The following is a 17,016-nucleotide window of genomic DNA, read 5'->3' as shown; positions in this document are numbered from 1 at the left end:
ATTTCTCTTGTAAAAGATCTACAAGTTTATGAATACATGCCATTAAGTAAGGTGATTTCATATATGCTTTTATTCGTACAGAATCTATAGATAGAGCATACTATAACAAATAAAGACAACCAAAAAAAGACATATAATCATTTTTAAGAATGGAAAAGACCGTCTTTCAAATTACCTGTTCTTTCAACGAATCTTTAGTTGAAGGAAAAATCATTGCATGTATGTTAAAATCTAAAAGGACTATAGCTCATAAAATAAATTTAAAAGCGAGGATATATAATGATTGCAAAGACAGAAGAGGATTTTAACGGATTAAAAGAAATTGGTAAAATTTGCGGAGCAATCCGGGATGAATTAGTCCAGCGTGCTAAACCTGGAATTACCACGAAAGAACTGGATGAATTTGCAGGGGAGATGTTTGAAAAAGCTGGTGCTCAATCTGCACCGAAAGGAGAATACGATTTTCCTGGGTATACATGTATCAGCGTAAATGAAGAAGTAGCGCACGGGATTCCAGGGAAACGGGTTATTCAAGAAGGAGACCTTGTTAATATCGATGTTTCGGGTTCAAAAAATGGTTACTTCGCAGATACTGGAATTTCTATTGTAGTCGGCAAGGGAGATAAAATGTTACAGAAAATATGTGATGTGGTAAAAGAAGCATTTGACGCTGGTCTTGAGAAAGCAAAACCAGGCTCGAAAAAAAGTGCACTTGGGAAAGCTGTAAACAATGTAGCAAAACAGCATGATTTAACGGTTATCAAAAATCTTACTGGACATGGTGTTGGACGATCTATCCATGAAGCACCAGACCATATTTTCAATTATTATTCCCGTTGGGATGACGAAATTTTAAAAGATGGAATGGTCATTGCTTTTGAACCATTTATTTCTACATTGGAAGAGGAAGTTTTACAATCCGATGATGGCTGGACTTTTTTTACAGATGAAAGCTTTGTAGCTCAATATGAACATACGATTATTCTGACAAAGGAAGGGCCGATTATTACTACATTGTAGGAAGTACTCTTACTTTTTTGTTAAAGAGTAAGAAAGTATATACAAATGAACGCATATACAATAAAGAACAAGGACTAAGATATCTTCAAAATAAAATTAGCAAGTTTGAAAGTGAACCAAACTTATAATTTTTTTGGTCGAATATAATAAGTAGTCTATTCAATAGAAGGGCGGTGCGGCATAATAAATCCATAACCGTCCTTTAATAATTTCTATCTAAAAACAGAAGCAAATTACTTAACACCCATAGAATACCTGCTATTTGAGTTATGATATAAAATATCAGTTCAACAGGCGTTAAGTTTCTTTTCTTTTTGATTTTTTTAAAATGAAAATAATAATAAACGGCACATATCAATAAAGCTGCTCCAGATAATTGGTATATATTTTCTAATAAGTTTACCAACAAATTCTCCTCTCTTTTTAACAAGAATTATTCTATAGCTGAATCGTCGCAACTCCAGTTTGGCAACACAATTGTGTCAAAGTTTTTATGAAAATCAAACATAATTTAGCCTTCTATATTAAACTTTGGACTTTTGCGAATATTGGCTGCTTGTTCAAAAGCAAAAGCAAGCTTAATTAATTCTCCTTCACTGAAAGAAGTCCCGGCAAAAGTTATCCCAAAGGGTCTGCCACTTTCCATATAGCCGGCAGGAACCGCTATAGAAGGATATCCGGCTCTAGCGCTAATTGTTGATCCTATATAGGAAGGGAAGAGAATCGCGTCAAGATTATACTTTTTCAATGCATAATCAATTCCTTGTTCTTGAGAATAGTATAAGTCCTCTATTTTTGCATTTAAGTATTCAGGATTGCTTAATGTATTAGGAAGCTGTTCTATGCGTTCCAAAGTATCCTGCCCATATTTCAGCGCTTTTTCTTCTATGCTTCTATTAAAATGAATCAATTCAGATATTGAATGTACTGGCATATGTGAAGGTAGCTTTGTAAGGTAATTATCCAGACTATGTTTCAACTCATACGAAGTTACTTCCTTTTTCCAATCTCTGTGAAAAGAAGGAATTTCAATACCTTCCATAATAGTAGCGCCTTGCTTAGCTAAAACATGAATAGAATTTTTAAACAACTGCTCATCATACTCATCAGATTCATAATATTCTTTATGTGCATCATTAAAGATACCAATTCTGGCACCTTCTAGTCCTGCCGGATCTAAATAGGTTGTATAATCTTGCTGCGTTTTGCCTTCACTTTTATATGTGGCAACGTCATTTTTGTCTATACCGGTTAGTGTGCCTAATAATATAGCAGCATCTTCAACAGTTCTTGCAAATGGACCTGCAGTATCCTGGGAATATGTAAAAGGAATCATTCCGCTTCGGCTTATTAAACCGGTAGTAGGTTTGATACCGACAACGGAGTTTTGAACAGCGGGACTAAGAATAGATGCATCTGTTTCTGTTCCAACAGATAAAACAGAAAAATTCGCAGCAACTGCCACTGCCGAACCTGAGCTGGAACCACCTACAAAAAGCTTGGGGTCACCATATGGATTTAACGTTTGTCCCCCTCTGGAACTGTAGCCAGCCCACATTCCACTCGCCATCCCGTTAGCTAATTCCGTCATATTGGTTTTACCTAGTATAACAGTACCTGCGTCTCGAAGCTTTTTCACTAGAAATGCATCTTTATCAGCTAAATGATTTTCTAATGCAATTGCCCCAGCACTCGTATGCATGAAATCATTTGTTTCAATATTATCTTTAAGCACAACAGGAATACCGTGAAGGGGACCTCTGGTTCCTTCTGTTTCTCTTTCATTATCTAGCCCTTCAGCAATAAATATTGCTGAAGGATTTATTTCAAGCATTGAATTAATTCTTGGACCAGCCTGATCATACTTAGCCATCCTATTCAGGTAATACATCACCAATTCTTTTGAAGTTATTTCACCATTATTCATAGCTGTTTGTATTTCATTGATTGTTAATTCTTCTTTAAAAAAACTTTTAAACCTTATACTCATTCAATTTCTCCATTCTTTAACGTTTCTTTGGCATTATTTAACTTCTACATTTGCATGAAGAAGTCCTTTTTAAATTGTAGAAATTCCTATTTAGAATCGTAGTATCTCCGTTCCTGGTTTGTATTAAAATATTAATGAAACCATAATAGTACCTATCTTTTAAGAGAATGGAGGGTATTTGGAACAATATTTTTAATGGGATAAATATTGATTTCCTGTTTTGCGGAAATAGATTATTTAATAGAATGATGAATAAGGAAAAATACGTTTATATAGGGGGCGTAATTAATAAAAAGTTTGTTAGTGTATTTATTGTACAATGTTGGAAATGCTTTTAAACAATTGCGTCATACTGTAAGCTTTTTTACATTTAATATATAATTAAGTATAGACAATGAATTTGGAGAGCTGTTAAAAATAAAACGTGCCTCTTCCAATTATCAATATTATTATGATAAACAAGAAAATTTATAGATGCATTTCAAAATCATTTATCTAATATCATTGAGCTTAATAATAAATAAAATTGTACATGTTTTCATGATTTTATCAATTAAATTTATTTCATTCGGAGGTGAAATCCTTACATATTTATGTGTAAGGAGCATTTTGGATATATTCAGTCTTATAATGGTAGTTATTTTAATTCTAATATCATCGTTTTTTGTTGCAACAGAGTTCGCGATTGTCAGAGTGAGAAAATCAAGAGTTGACGAGCTGGTAGCACAGGGCAAACCCGGGGCAAAAGCTGTTGAAAAGGTTACAGGTAATTTAGACGGGTACTTAGCTGCCTGCCAATTAGGTATAACAGTTACCTCGCTTGGTATTGGCTGGTTAGGGGAGCCCGCAGTCGCTCATCTGATTCAACCACTATTTGCTTTACTGGGACTTTCAGAAGCGATTGTATCTACAGTGTCTGTAATTATTGGATTTGGTATTATTACGTTCATGCACGTTGTCATTGGCGAGCTGGCACCAAAATCATTCTCAATCCAAAAAACAGAGGCAGTCAGTTTATTGGTTTCTCCATTATTAATTATTTTTAATAAAATTATGTATCCATTCATCTGGGCATTAAATGGAGCCTCCCGTTTTTTAGTTGGTCTGTTCGGGTTACCGCCTGCAACGGAAAATGGAGAGGTTTACTCAGAAGAAGAAGTACGTACGATCTTATCATCCAGCTACCAAAGCGGGGAAATTAATGCTTCGGAAATGGGTTACTTAAAAAATGTTTTTGATTTTGACGAACGGGTGGCAAAGGAAGTCATGGTTCCAAGAACAGAAATTGCCTGTATTTATAATGATAATACGTACGAAGAAAACCTGGATGTCCTGAAAAAAGAAAAATATACAAGATATCCTGTAGCGGAAGAGGATAAAGACCAAATTATCGGTGTTATTAACACGAAAGAATTTTTTAACGATTTTCTTAATGAAACACCAAAAGAGGATTTCAAAGGGTATATTAAACCAATTGTTCATGTTGCTGAAAATACACCAGTCCATGAAGTACTGACTAAAATGCAAAAGGAACACAGTTATATGGCCATTGTTGTCGATGAATACGGTGGAACAGCCGGTCTTGTTACAGTTGAAGACATTATTGAGGAAATTTTTGGTGAGATACAGGATGAGCTTGATATAGATGAAATACCAATGATGCAACGAACAGGCGAGGATACTTATTTACTGAATGGCAGGTTGCTCATTTCAGATACTAATGAATTATTGGGTACTGAGATTGATGATGATGAACTCGATACTATTGGCGGGTGGATTTTTAATCAGTTGGGTGAAGCAAAACCTGGTTTATCGATTGAATACGACAACTACCATTTTACAGTGAAAAAAGTGGACAGGTATCAAATAAAATTAATTGAAGCCAAAAAGATAAACAAGGATAATGAAGCTAATTATTCAGATGATCAAACAAAAAATGAGTGATTGTATTTTTACCACATTGTAATTTGCTGTAAGACTCCGTTTTAAGAATAAAGAAAAAACAAAAATTCTAAGTGGAGCAGGCAGCTAATCATGGCCAAATTAGTTCAAGGGACTTTAGGAAGACCGGTTTTTGTTCATTCCTTTAGGTGCATATCCTGGGGACATCAACAAATTTTTATGGTGGGGTGAGTAATCGTAGCCCCATCATTTTACGTATGAATTAATATTCTATTGTATTCTAAAAAATTACGGAAATTAAGCAGAACATATGGAACGAATATGAACATAAAGGATGGGTAGGAATAATTTGCTTTTGATAGTATAATGAACGTGATAGATTAGTATTAGTACAGGAAGTGTATATAATGAAGAAAACTAGCTTTAGAACTGAAAAAGACTCTTTGGGTCAAAAAACGATTTCTCAGGACGTCTATTACGGCGTTCAAACAGTACGTGCTCTTGAAAACTTTCCTATCACGGAAATCCCCGTTCATAAAGAGTTAATTCTCGCTCTTGCTGAGGTGAAAAAAGCAGCAGCAATGGCCAATATGCATACTGGAATGCTTCCGGAAACTATTGGGGAGGCTATTGTAAGCGCTGCCGAGGAAGTGATTGAAGGAAAACTGTTGGATCAGTTTGTTGTAGATTCCATCCAGGGCGGAGCAGGCACCTCCATTAATATGAACATGAATGAGGTTTTGGCCAATCGTGCTTTGGAAATATTGGGAAAAGAAAGAGGCGAGTACAATTTCTGTTCGCCTAATACGCATGTCAACATGTCCCAGTCCACAAATGATACAATACCAACGGCTTTAAAAATTGCGTCCTATCGTATGGCTCAAGAATTAATCACGACTTTGAAGAGATTGGAAGAAGAACTGCTGAAGAAAGAAGCGGAATTTCAGGATGTGCTAAAAATGGGAAGGACCCATTTGCAGGATGCTGTGCCGATTCTGTTAGGCCAGGAATTCAGTGCATATTCGGAAGTGGTTGGCCGCGATATTAAAAGAATTAAGCAAGCGGCGGAGGCAATGCTCACGGTCAATATTGGTGCAACAGCTGTCGGGACAGGGCTTAACGCAAAACCTGAATATATAGAAAAGGCAGTAACGCAGTTATCCGCCCAGCTTGGTGTAAAACTTCATTCAGCGAAAAATTTAGTTGATGGTACACAGAATACGGATGCTTATACAGCACTATCAGCAGCATTGAAAGTGCTGGCAATGAATATGTCCAAAATTTGTAATGATCTGCGCCTGATGGTATCTGGACCAATGACAGGTCTTCAGGAAATTATTCTTCCCGCAAAGCAGCCGGGTTCTTCCATTATGCCTGGGAAAGTAAATCCGGTCATGATCGAAGTGGTAAATCAGGTTGCTTTTCAAGTTGCGGGCAATGATCAATCGATTTGTATGGCATCTGAAGCCGGGCAATTTGAGTTAAATGTGATGGGGCCTGTTATCATTTTTAATTTGCTGCAGTCCCTTAAAATAATGGATAATGGCTTAGATGTATTTACACGCTATGCAGTAAGCGGTATAGAAGCCAATGTGGAGAAGTGTCGTGAGTATGTGGAAGAAAGCTATGGCATTATCACCGCATTGAATCCACATTTAGGATATGAAACAGCTGCCAAGGTAGTCAAGCAGGCAATTGAAACAGGGCTGACTATCAAAGAAATCTGCAAAGCACATGACCTTTTATCGGAGAAGGAATTGGATACTATTCTGGATCCAAATGAGATGACTACACCAGGAATTGCCGGGAACGAGTTTCTGGTAAATAAATGAACATAAACAAAACGGCAACCATCTGCTTGTATTTTAAAGGAGGTGGTTGCCTTTTGTTTAATTAAACTTCACGCATATAATGTCCCATTTCTCTTCCAAAAATGTATTATCACGTCTTTTGCTTCTTTGGAAAAAGCGTATAACTGAAGCTTATGAAAAAATCGATGACCACAATCAGAGACCAGAGCAGCATTATCTGCAATAACACTTCCGTTTGATAGGAATTGTTAATATAGAAAATGATAATTATTAGGATTCCACCACCAATTATCAGGGAAAGCAAATGACGATACCATGCTTTACGTTCTTTTCTGGCGTGCTCTTTTCCATATTTAATTTTCACAGGTTTATTCCCATCTCCAAACCGATAATTAAAATGGCTGTCTGCCCATTGAATCATTCGATGGCCAAAGCCTATACTTACCCCAATATAAACCGCAGCTATTCCATGCATCGCGGTAGCAACAGCGCCATTTTTTAAATCGAATATAGTTACAATAAGCAAGATGAGATCCACAAAAGGTGTACAGATTAGCAAAAATGTACCCAATTTTTTCTTTTTCAATATATACCTGGATACTAATCCAGCTAAAACAAAGACCCAAAATCCAATTTCACAAGCTATAATCAATAAACCAATCAAATGGAGCACATCCTTTATGTTTATTTTAGTACAAATGTATTAAAATAAATGGTAGCATAATTGTTTATTTAATACAAGTGTGCTAAAATAAAAATATGCCGAAAAAAGTTGATCATCAAAAACGTAAAATTCAAATCGCAGAAACAACATGGAAAGTCATTGTGGAAGAGGGGCTCGAGCAGGCAACAGTGAGAAAAATTGCACAGGCTTCAGATCTCTCGGTTGGTGCTGTAAGACATTATTTTGCATCACAGTCGGAATTGCTGCATTTTTCCATGGAACTTGTGTCAGAACGGGTAATTCAAAGAGCTAAAGAAAGGAAGTTTTCAAAAGAACAGAATCCATTGGAATTTGTGGCAGAGGGAATATATGAAGTACTGCCTATCGATGAAGAACGAAAAATAGAAATGGAGGTATGGCTGGCTTTTTCAGCAAAGGTTCTGATCGATAAAACACTTCAGGAATTGAGCAATAAAGTATATCAAGATATGCATCAAGGATTAAAAAATGTCGTTCAGGTATTACAATTATTTGAAATTGCCAAGGAGGGGCTTGACCTTGAATTGGAGGTGAACAGGCTCCATGCAATCGTCGATGGGATGGCGATGCATCACTTATTAAATCCGGAGCAGTTTACACATGAAGAAATGATTAAGACTTTAAATTATCATCTTCAATCTCTTTTACAGTAATGCATAGCTGCTAAATTTCTTGAGAAGGGGGTTATATACTTTAGAGTGAAACTAAATTCAGTATCAATAACTCTAGCAGAATGGTGAGGGAGCGGTTTGGATACATGAAAGATAGAATGTAAAAAAGCATAGAAATATTATTCTATTTTTGTTTAACGACTGAACCGGATTGTGGCATGAAATTAGATATAAGAAGAAATATCTAATTTCATGCCATCAAACAAAGCGGGGAGCGCTGAGATGAGAACAATACCAATAGCTGTCAAAATAAATTTTAATAAAATACAATAGTAAAGCCCCATAAACTACGCTCCCTTTCACCTTTTGTTAAAAATTAACATAGTTTAAATAAATTTACAAATAAGTTTTAATATTTGTAACCTTTTATCTTGCTTTTAATCTACTGTCCTGAACAGACCAAAAGAAACCCAATATTCCAAGTCCGCCTATTAATAAGAACAGTCCTGCCATCGTTGTATTGGATAATAGAGCACTAACCATTAGTCCTAAGCTGCCTAAGATTTGTCCTGCATCCATGGATAATCCGCTCACTGCTATATAAGAACCTCTTGAATTCTTGTTTGCCAGCTGTGCTACATAGGTTGACCGTATAGGCTGAAAGAGAACTTCTCCAACCGTTGCAATAGCAATTGCGATAGCCAACACAATGATCAGCTCACTCCATGCTAAGAAGCTGTAACCTGCTACATACAAAAACAAGCCCGCAAACAAAGTAGTCTTTATATTGAACTTTTGAGCTGTTTTACCAATGAAACCAGAGGCAAAAATCACAATTATTGTGTTCGTGATAATGAGAATACTTAACATCCTTGGACCATCAATGATGATGCCGAATACCGAAGTATGAATATCCTCATTTAGGCGGACTGCAATAAAGCCGTAAAGCTGCGATTCTAAAGAGAGGACAAGTAAGGTTGAGATGCAAAGAATCATAAAACAAGTGTCTCTTAATACTTCTACGTAGCTGAAAAATAATCCTGAAAATATATTATTTTTCTTTTTTTTATCTTTTTGAGGTACATAATCATCCTGAATCCATCCTAGTGTCAACAGAAATGTAAAGATGGAGAGAATGGAAAATCCTAAAAATAACTCAAATTTATGCTCTTGAAAGAATAAGGCCCCAACAATAATGCCAATAGAGAATGCCAGGTTTGTAGACCAGTAAATAAAACGATACATCAATGGCTGTTCATTTTCTGAACTGGCATCTATCAGAAGAGCTTCTGAAGCAGGATCGATAAATCTGCTAGTAATACTTAATAAGAAAAACATAACAAAAGTCAGCCAGACGGATTCAAACCATGGTGAATTAGCAAGCGCAATAATGATAAATGAGGCTGTTTGGATGATGCTTCCCGATACTATAACTTTTTTTCTTCCAAATTGATCTGCAAAAAAACCTCCATACATACCAAAAGTAACAGCTACAACGGTTGTCAATGTTAAAATTGCTCCTGCCCAAGCTATTCCTAGATTACTGGAAAAGTAAATGGCCATAAAAGGGAATATACTCATCTCTGCAATATCCGAAATAAATGAAACAATCATACGGATTTTAATATTTAAATGAAACTGTTTAAATTCTGATAAATTCATTATTCGTCTTCTCCTTCCACTTTTTTTATTGTATATTGGAAAATAGGAAGGAAAAAGAGCAAGGTGTATTTTTATATTTCCTATTTTAGAAGGAGTATATCTTAATGGATGTTTTAGAGTACTATATTGATTTAAAATGCCTGCCAGAATACCAGCAGGCATACGAAATTCGCATATCTAAACAAGAAATCGCAGATATTTTATTCTGCTCTTCCAGAAATGCGCACTATATATTACAAAAATGGGTACAGGAAGGGTATATTGGCTGGCAGGGACAACGCGGAAGGGGTAAAAAATCTAAGCTGACATTTCTAAAATCTCTGGATGAAGCGGCATTTCTTCATGTGGAAAATTTGGTTCAAAGGGAGAAAGTGAAAGAAGCAGTAAGCTTTGCAACAGAAGGTCATTTTTCTGCTCGGCTAAAAGAGCTGCTCCTAAATACTATCCAAAGGGCATTTGGCATCCAGCATATAGAACAACAAGAGGAAATGAATGACGTTTTGCATATTCCGCTGCAGCATAATCTGTACAATATGAACCCTTTCTTTGTAACAATTGCTGTGGAGGCTCATATTTTAAATGAAATTTTTGACACATTAGTTCGGTATAATGTTGACAATAAAACGGTTGAACCCCATCTTGCACATGGGTGGGAAGTGAATGAAGACTACACCTTCTGGACCTTTTATATTCGCAAAGGGGTTCGGTTCCATGATGGGAGTAGTCTAACCAGTAAAGACGTGCAATGGACATTTCAAACAATTATAAACGAAGAAATAAAAATTCCAAACAAATGGTTATTTGAAGGGGTACAGGAAATTATAGTTCAGGACAAATACACCATATCCTTTCATTTAAAGAATGGAAATAGAGTATTCCCTTATTTTTTAAGTGCCGTTTTTACATCTATTGTTCCTGAAGAATCAGATATCAAAAGTTCTTCACTGAAAGGAACAGGCCCTTTCAAAATAGAAGATGTCAATGATGAAAAAATGATTTTGAAAGCTTTCGATTATCATTTTCGAGGAAGACCCTTTCTGGATAGGATTCATATGTGGAATCTGCCTGAAAGTAAGCTTGATCCTCTGAACTTTTTCACACATGAAAATTTGGAGAAAGAAAAAAAGAATCGCTCCACATATACCATCGATGATAATGGCAGTAATTACATTATCTTTAATATGAAAAAGACAGGTATTCACCAAAACAGTTTTTTTAGGCAGGCTGTAAGTGAAATGATAGATTCGCGGCAAATGGTACAGGAACTGGGTGGACCAAGAGTTGCCCCTTCCACAGGTTTTATTCCGGACAGGAGTGACTACAGTAATATCAGGCATTCAACTCAGAAAGCAAAACAGCTGCTTAATCGATCTGGGTACAAAGGAGAAACCATTCATTTAGCTGTATTACGTTTTGATGATTTTTTAGAGGATGCCCGTTGGATGGAGCAAAAACTCAATGAGATTGGTATGAAGGTCAAGGTTCATCCGATTGAGCTGTCTGATATCTATAATGAAGACTTCATGTTAGCCTTTGATGCTGTGTATACAGGAGAAAGTTTTGAAGATAATATGGAGCTGGCAATTCTCATATTACTTCGGAATGAGTATGGAATTCGCATATTTCTTAATCCATCTCAATTGAGCGAATTAGACAATGGATTCAAATCTATCATTAAACAGCCGGATTATGAAAGCTTTCTTCAGGAATTTCAAGCAGTGGAGGAAAAGTTGAAAGAAAGTGGTACTATTATATTCACTGTCCATGCTTCGGAGCAGAATACCTTCCAATCCAATTTACAAGGCATTCAAATCAGTGGATATGGCTGGCCGGTGCTTCATAAGTTATGGATTAAAAAGGGATGTTGAAGTAAAGTGGGAATAGGTTATAAATATTTTTAATACAAAAACATAGGAAGAAGGGTGAAAATGTCTTTTAAATATATAGAAAGCATTAAACAGATATATCCCGATCTTACCATAGAAAATTATTATCCTAATGAAATTGGCCAGAATAATGATGTACTAATTGTAAATAATTCATTAGTATTCAGGTTTCCAAAGTATAAACAAGGCATCATTCAATTAAAAAAAGAAACAGAACTATTGGAGTACATAAATGAAATAATCACAATGCCAATCCCGCATCCGACATATCAGTCTTTTGAAACTTCAAAGCCTGGAGAAGTATTCACAGGGTATAAATTAATTGCAGGGGTTCCATTATGGAAAGACAGCTTACAAAATATAAAGAATGAAGAATTATTGAAGGGGCTGGCATCACAGCTGGTGACTTTTCTGATGGAGCTTCACTCTATTTCTAAAGAAAAAGCAAAGAATGATCTAAACTTAAATGATAATAATCCTACTGCGGAAATGTCCGATCTATTTAATAGAATACAAAATAAGCTGTTTCCTTTTATTAGAGGAGAAGCGCAGGAGGAAATAAACCAAGCCTTTGAATCCTTCTTGAACGGAAAAGCGGCTTTAAATTTAAAAACAGTACTGATACATGGAGATTTCGGAGCATCTAATATTTTATGGAAGCCCAAATCTAGAAGTATTTCAGGGATAATAGATTTTGGAGGTTCAGGTATAGGAGATCCAGCATATGATTTTGCCGGAATATTGTCCAGTTATGGAGAGAAATTTTTTGATATGTGTATCGGCCGGTATCCTAATGGAAACGAGATATCTGAACGGGTAAAATTTTATAAAAGTACGTTTGCATTACAAGAAGCTTTGCATGGAATTGAAAATAATGACCAACAGGCATTTGAAAATGGAATAAAAGATTACAGATAAAATAATAAGCTCAATTTGATAGGGATATAAAAAGGCTGACAGAGAAGAATGTCACGTTGTGGAATCTTCTCTGTCAGCCTTTTACAAATCATAAATATTTCTTTAGTAAAATCGTGGCATTATGCCCGCCAAATCCAAATGAATTAGACAAACCAATATTTATTTGCTGTTTTCTCATGCCTTCTGAAACATAATCCAGATCACAGTCCGGATCAGGATTATTTAAGTTAATTGTTGGTGGTATGATGCCATGCTTTATACTTTCAATTAAAGCGATTGCCTCTGCACTCCCAGAGGCGCCAAGCATATGACCCAGCATTGATTTATTAGCTGTAATTGGTATGCTGTCAGCTTTTTTACCAAATGCTTTTTTGATGGCAAGTGTCTCGGAGATATCTCCAATTTTTGTACTTGTCGCATGTGCACTAATCAAATCTATTTCGTCTGGTGTCATATTTCCGCTTTCTAAAGCTTTTTTCATCGATAGATAAGCACCGATTCCTTCTGGATTTGGAGATACCATATGATATGCGTCAGAACTGGATCCATAGCCAATAATCTCGCAAATAACAGGTGCGGATCTCTCTACGGCACTTTCTAATGATTCAAGAACTAATATACCTGCACCTTCACTGATAACAAAACCATCTCTTTCCACGTCAAATGGTCGGCTTGCAGAGGCTGGATCCAGATTTTTAGTTAAAGCCTGTGCATTTCTAAAGCTTGATAAAGATAAGCTATTAATGGCCGCTTCTGTTCCGCCAGCAAAGATAATATCTGCATCTCCGTGTTTTATTGTGTTAAAAGCTTCCCCGATGGATGTGTTTCCAATTGAGCATGCAGTGACCGGTGAAATTGATGGGCCTAGTGCGCTCAGCCGAATACTGATTTGTGCTGCAGCTGCATTAGGGATCATGGTTGGAACTAAGCTTGGACTGACTCGGCTTGATCCTTTTTTATTCAGGATATTTACATTTTCAATCAGCGTATTTATACCGCCGATGCCAGAGCCTACAAAAACGCCCAGCCGTTCTTTATTTATTTTATCCAGCTCCAGCCCTGAGCTTTCCAATGCCTGTTCTGTGGCAGCCAAAGCAAATTGCGTGAAGCGGTCCATTTTTCTGGCCTGTTTTTTACCAAATATCTCTACAGGATCAAAATCATATACAATACCTGCAGCTGTTTTTCCATAATCCTCATCCACATCTAATATAGAAATACCTGATTTTCCCTGCTTTAAATTATTCCAAAATGTATGAACGTTGTTACCTAGAGGTGAAATAATACCAGCACCGGTAATAACTACTCTGTTCATAAGAATTCCTCCCTACTGTATCTACATTTTATTTTACGGAAACTTTATCCCATTACAAGTTGGCGTTTATCATAGTATAATTAATACTATGTAAGAGGAGGCAGAATGAATGGAAAAAGAAACAAGGCTTTTAGAGCTATCCAATTTCTTAAAGAGTAAAAGAGCTAAGCTTCATCCGCAGATGGTTGGCCTGCCGGCAGGAACTAGAAGAAGAACTCCCGGACTGCGGAGGGAGGAGGTAGCTCAAATAGCCGGAGTAAGTACAACATGGTACACATGGCTTGAACAAGGAAGAGATATTAAGGTATCTGGTTCTGTATTAGATGCTGTTGCGAATGCTTTAAGATTAAATAAAGATGAAAAGCAATATTTGTATGCACTTGCTTCCGGTGAAAGAGCAGTGGAAAATTCATCTACTATAAATGAAGCAGAGAAATCCTTGATGACCCCTTCTTTAAATAGAATTTTGCAGGAGCTGCGTCATTGCCCCACCATTATTTCAGATAAATACTGCCGGATTGTCGGCTGGAATAAAGCAGCAGCAATGGTTTTTATCGATTTCGATAAAATAGCTGAAGAGGATCGGAATATTATCTTTTTATTATTTTCTAGAAAAGAATTTAAAAGTCTCGCAGTAAACTGGGAGCATTTTGTAAAAGGGTATCTCTCCATCTTTAGATCCTACTATGGACAATATGTGGCTGATGAATGGTATAAACAATTTATCGAGAAAATGGAACAGCAATTTCCCGAATTTAAAAAGCTATGGGATGAGGAAGAGGTCAGTTCAGCACCGGATGTTTTAATTGAATTCCGTCATGCGAAGGCTGGGAAAATGTTGTTTAATTTGACCTCTTTACAGGTTCAGGGGACCTCGGATTTACGGTGCAGTGTATATACTCCGGTAATGGATACAGATACGGAATTAAAGTTAAGGAATTTATTGAATAAATCTGATGATAGATAATTTATCTGTGTCTAGTATGGGAAAATGTACAAATAGAATGTGTAAGAGCTATTCGAATTTAAAAAGGAGGAGATTACAGGTGGAAGTTACTTTGCAATCTATAGCATATGAGGATAAGCAGATTCTTTCGCAGCTGATTCAATTATATCGGTACGATAGCAGTGAGTTTGATGCTCATACCTTAAATAAACATGGTTTATACTCTTATAAATACTTAGATCATCAATGGACGGAAGATTACCGCCAGCCGATTTTAATAAAAGTTAATGGAGAAATTGCAGGGTTTGCCTTGCTTATCCTTGATGTGCCAAAAAGTTACGTGAAGCTTAGTTCCGAAGAAAAGACAAATGTAATAAGCGACTTTTTTATAATGAGAAAATATAGACGCAAGGGTGTAGGAAAGAAAGCTGCATTTTCATTATTTAAACAGTTTAAAGGTGTGTGGGAAGTTAAACAGACAAATTCTAATAAAAACGCTTATGAATTTTGGAAAAAAGTAATTACAGGGTATACGGGTAATAATATATTAAAAGAAAAGGTACTGCATAATGAGGTATGGCAAGGCCCAATACTGGTTTTTAAGTCTTGATTCATTGTTCAGTAATCTTAGTTATCTACAAGAATGTTGTAACACCAATCAGAATTAAAAACAATGACGAAATACTATAAAAAGAACTGTACTAATCCTTGTGAATATTAGATAAAGGAGTACACTTGTATTGATGTGTTGTAGTATGACAGGATAATATGGAGGATAAAGGAAAGAATACATCCTAAAAAGGATTGAAGAAAATGAATAAGGCAATTCTTATCGTCTTTCTTTTGTTAATATCCCTTTATACTTTTGAGAAAATACCTGCTCATTCCCGGGAATCAGCTGAAAATAAATCAGCAGCCATTGAGTATCAGGACTTAACAATAAAACAAGCAATTAAGTTAGCGTACCCGTCTGCATTAAAATGGGATAAAAATGCTCTTCTGCTCAGGGCAGTGGATATTGACCTGGATGAAAAATCTAATGAAGTAATTGGCAGGAACGGCAAAAGAAAGCATTGGAATATTGCCTTTGGAGTGCCGGATACAAATAAATTTTTTTTAGTAACCATCCATAATGGGAAAATTGATGCAATCAATGATTTGACCAATCAAGGTGATACTCCTTACTTTAAAAAAGAGTTTACACAAATAGATGATATTCATTATGATTCACCAGAGCTGCTAAAAAAGGCATTGAAAACAGGGAGGCTTTATCCAGGTAAGGATTGGGCCAAGGGTTATAATTTTATTCTTTTAAAGGACATAGAGAAAAATATTAGCTTCATATCAGTAGTAGGCTGGAATAGAGGACAGACCCAAATGAGAGAAGTATCCTTTAATGTTGAAACGGGAGAATATATTTCACTGCAGGATTGAATTTATCGTGCCCGGATGATACTTCTTCCATCAGGAATTAAGTGACAGCCACCACTCCAAATGGCTTTGAATGATAAGCTAGCTCAACTCTTTTGTTATAATACCAAGTGCTTCATACAATCCTTTTTCTCCTGTATCGGTAACTTTCACAGCTCGTCCAGGCAATCTTTCAATCCAGCCTAAATCAAATAATCGAATTAAAATACCATTTCCTAAAGCCCCAGCCAGATGATAGTGTCTTTCGCTCCAATCCAGACATTTTCGGGCAAAATGTCTCCGTGTTTGCCGCAAAGCATTCAGATCAATGTTAAAATCATAAAAGAATTGTTCACCCTCTGCTGTTACTAGAAAATTATTTTCTTTTTCATGTAAATAACCTTTCTCAATCAAAGCCCTTGTTAACAATACACCCAGTTTTCCAGCTAAATGATCATATCAGGTTCTGGCAATTTGAATATTTTTGGCACGCGAAAAATCTTTCAAGGAATTAATTTTCGGCGGAGGGGCAATAACGGTCAACATTTCTATTGCTTGTGCCACATCAGCATGAGCAATTCGGAAATAACGATGCCGCCCATGCTTTTCCATGCTAAGTAAGTTTCCTTCTACGAGTTTTGTCAGATGACCACTTGCTGTTTGCAACGAGATATTGGCTCTTTTTGCCAGTTCACTCGCAGGAAGGCCATCCAGGTCAAGCAAAGCTTCCAACATAGCTGCTCTTGATGAATCAGCCATTAGTTTAGCAACAAATGAAAAATCAGGTCTGCTTCCCATTCTTATTCCTCCTAAAACATTTATAGTTCGATTATAGCCGAAGT

The 17,016-nt window shown here is 36.2% G+C and carries 15 protein-coding genes; 9 read left to right on the top strand and 6 right to left on the bottom strand.

The window, feature by feature from the left end; genetic code table 11:
• The first annotated feature begins 279 nt into the window (after window positions 1–279).
• Complete coding sequence (gene map / locus OSO01_RS03395; RefSeq protein WP_147208729.1) at window positions 280–1,020, top strand: type I methionyl aminopeptidase; 741 nt, start codon at window positions 280–282, stop codon at window positions 1,018–1,020.
• A gap of 511 nt (window positions 1,021–1,531) precedes the next feature.
• Here the strand turns inward: map and OSO01_RS03385 are convergent.
• A complete protein-coding gene (locus OSO01_RS03385; protein ID WP_147208724.1) occupies window positions 1,532–3,010 on the bottom strand; it encodes an amidase family protein in 1,479 nt (492 codons plus the stop codon).
• Window positions 3,011–3,619: 609 nt separating this feature from the next.
• Here OSO01_RS03385 and OSO01_RS03375 point away from each other — a divergent pair.
• Window positions 3,620–4,954: a hemolysin family protein gene (locus OSO01_RS03375; protein WP_147208723.1), complete on the top strand. Its 1,335-nt coding sequence runs from the start codon at window positions 3,620–3,622 to the stop codon at window positions 4,952–4,954.
• A 365-nt stretch (window positions 4,955–5,319) separates the two neighbouring features.
• Window positions 5,320–6,744, top strand: coding sequence for an aspartate ammonia-lyase (locus OSO01_RS03370; RefSeq protein ID WP_147208721.1), 1,425 nt, complete (start codon window positions 5,320–5,322; stop codon window positions 6,742–6,744).
• Between the two features lie 109 nt (window positions 6,745–6,853).
• Here the strand turns inward: OSO01_RS03370 and OSO01_RS03365 are convergent, their stop codons facing one another.
• Window positions 6,854–7,387 carry a 2TM domain-containing protein gene (locus OSO01_RS03365; protein WP_147208719.1) on the bottom strand — a complete coding sequence of 178 codons (534 nt, stop codon included), beginning with the start codon at window positions 7,385–7,387 and terminating at the stop codon, window positions 6,854–6,856.
• 95 nt (window positions 7,388–7,482) lie between these two features.
• Here OSO01_RS03365 and OSO01_RS03360 point away from each other — a divergent pair, with 95 nt between their 5' ends.
• On the top strand, window positions 7,483–8,079 hold the full coding sequence (locus OSO01_RS03360) for a TetR/AcrR family transcriptional regulator (protein WP_147208718.1): 597 nt from the start codon (window positions 7,483–7,485) through the stop codon (window positions 8,077–8,079).
• A gap of 384 nt (window positions 8,080–8,463) precedes the next feature.
• Here OSO01_RS03360 and OSO01_RS03355 read toward each other — a convergent pair whose 3' ends face one another.
• Entirely contained in the window at window positions 8,464–9,699 is a 1,236-nt protein-coding gene (locus tag OSO01_RS03355; RefSeq protein ID WP_186813540.1) for an MFS transporter, read from the bottom strand.
• Between the two features lie 104 nt (window positions 9,700–9,803).
• Between OSO01_RS03355 and OSO01_RS03350 the strand changes: the two genes are divergently transcribed.
• Window positions 9,804–11,567 carry an ABC transporter substrate-binding protein gene (locus OSO01_RS03350; protein WP_147208714.1) on the top strand — a complete coding sequence of 588 codons (1,764 nt, stop codon included), beginning with the start codon at window positions 9,804–9,806 and terminating at the stop codon, window positions 11,565–11,567.
• 60 nt (window positions 11,568–11,627) lie between these two features.
• On the top strand, window positions 11,628–12,503 hold the full coding sequence (locus tag OSO01_RS03345) for a phosphotransferase family protein (protein WP_147208712.1): 876 nt from the start codon (window positions 11,628–11,630) through the stop codon (window positions 12,501–12,503).
• Between the two features lie 88 nt (window positions 12,504–12,591).
• Here OSO01_RS03345 and fabF read toward each other — a convergent pair whose 3' ends face one another.
• The gene (gene fabF / locus OSO01_RS03340) at window positions 12,592–13,818 is read right to left on the bottom strand and encodes a beta-ketoacyl-ACP synthase II (protein WP_147208708.1); all 1,227 of its coding nucleotides are present in this window, start codon (window positions 13,816–13,818) and stop codon (window positions 12,592–12,594) included.
• A gap of 109 nt (window positions 13,819–13,927) precedes the next feature.
• Here fabF and OSO01_RS03335 point away from each other — a divergent pair, with 109 nt between their 5' ends.
• The 3 genes from OSO01_RS03335 (at window position 13,928) to OSO01_RS03325 (ending at window position 16,198) form a co-directional block, all read left to right on the top strand.
• On the top strand, window positions 13,928–14,785 hold the full coding sequence (locus tag OSO01_RS03335) for a helix-turn-helix transcriptional regulator (protein WP_147208705.1): 858 nt from the start codon (window positions 13,928–13,930) through the stop codon (window positions 14,783–14,785).
• 79 nt (window positions 14,786–14,864) lie between these two features.
• Window positions 14,865–15,374 (top strand): GNAT family N-acetyltransferase, encoded by a 510-nt coding sequence (locus OSO01_RS03330; protein ID WP_246145013.1) that lies wholly within the window; start codon window positions 14,865–14,867, stop codon window positions 15,372–15,374.
• A 203-nt stretch (window positions 15,375–15,577) separates the two neighbouring features.
• The gene (locus OSO01_RS03325; RefSeq protein ID WP_147208702.1) at window positions 15,578–16,198 is read left to right on the top strand and encodes a hypothetical protein; all 621 of its coding nucleotides are present in this window, start codon (window positions 15,578–15,580) and stop codon (window positions 16,196–16,198) included.
• A 78-nt stretch (window positions 16,199–16,276) separates the two neighbouring features.
• Here the strand turns inward: OSO01_RS03325 and OSO01_RS23990 are convergent, their stop codons facing one another.
• Window positions 16,277–16,603 (bottom strand): hypothetical protein, encoded by a 327-nt coding sequence (locus tag OSO01_RS23990; RefSeq protein WP_307725832.1) that lies wholly within the window; start codon window positions 16,601–16,603, stop codon window positions 16,277–16,279.
• A gap of 30 nt (window positions 16,604–16,633) precedes the next feature.
• A complete protein-coding gene (locus tag OSO01_RS23985) occupies window positions 16,634–16,972 on the bottom strand; it encodes an ArsR/SmtB family transcription factor (protein WP_307725831.1) in 339 nt (112 codons plus the stop codon).
• Between the last annotated feature and the right edge of the window lie 44 nt (window positions 16,973–17,016).

It is taken from the genome of Oceanobacillus sojae, assembly GCF_007991515.1.
Taxonomy (GTDB): Bacteria; Bacillota; Bacilli; order Bacillales; family Amphibacillaceae; genus Oceanobacillus; species Oceanobacillus sojae.
This window is presented reverse-complemented; position numbering and strand designations above follow the sequence as displayed.

Excerpts from the sequence above, each read along its gene's own strand:
- OSO01_RS03385 (WP_147208724.1), bottom strand. The coding sequence starts at position 3,010 with ATGAGTATAAGGTTTAAAAGTTTTTTTAAAGAAGAATTAACAATCAAT.
- OSO01_RS03360 (WP_147208718.1), top strand. The coding sequence starts at position 7,483 with ATGCCGAAAAAAGTTGATCATCAAAAACGTAAAATTCAAATCGCAGAA.
- map (WP_147208729.1), top strand. The coding sequence starts at position 280 with ATGATTGCAAAGACAGAAGAGGATTTTAACGGATTAAAAGAAATTGGT.
- OSO01_RS03345 (WP_147208712.1), top strand. The coding sequence starts at position 11,628 with ATGTCTTTTAAATATATAGAAAGCATTAAACAGATATATCCCGATCTT.
- OSO01_RS03370 (WP_147208721.1), top strand. The coding sequence starts at position 5,320 with ATGAAGAAAACTAGCTTTAGAACTGAAAAAGACTCTTTGGGTCAAAAA.
- OSO01_RS03350 (WP_147208714.1), top strand. The coding sequence starts at position 9,804 with ATGGATGTTTTAGAGTACTATATTGATTTAAAATGCCTGCCAGAATAC.
- fabF (WP_147208708.1), bottom strand. The coding sequence starts at position 13,818 with ATGAACAGAGTAGTTATTACCGGTGCTGGTATTATTTCACCTCTAGGT.
- OSO01_RS03355 (WP_186813540.1), bottom strand. The coding sequence starts at position 9,699 with ATGAATTTATCAGAATTTAAACAGTTTCATTTAAATATTAAAATCCGT.
- OSO01_RS23985 (WP_307725831.1), bottom strand. The coding sequence starts at position 16,972 with ATGGGAAGCAGACCTGATTTTTCATTTGTTGCTAAACTAATGGCTGAT.
- OSO01_RS03325 (WP_147208702.1), top strand. The coding sequence starts at position 15,578 with ATGAATAAGGCAATTCTTATCGTCTTTCTTTTGTTAATATCCCTTTAT.
- OSO01_RS03335 (WP_147208705.1), top strand. The coding sequence starts at position 13,928 with ATGGAAAAAGAAACAAGGCTTTTAGAGCTATCCAATTTCTTAAAGAGT.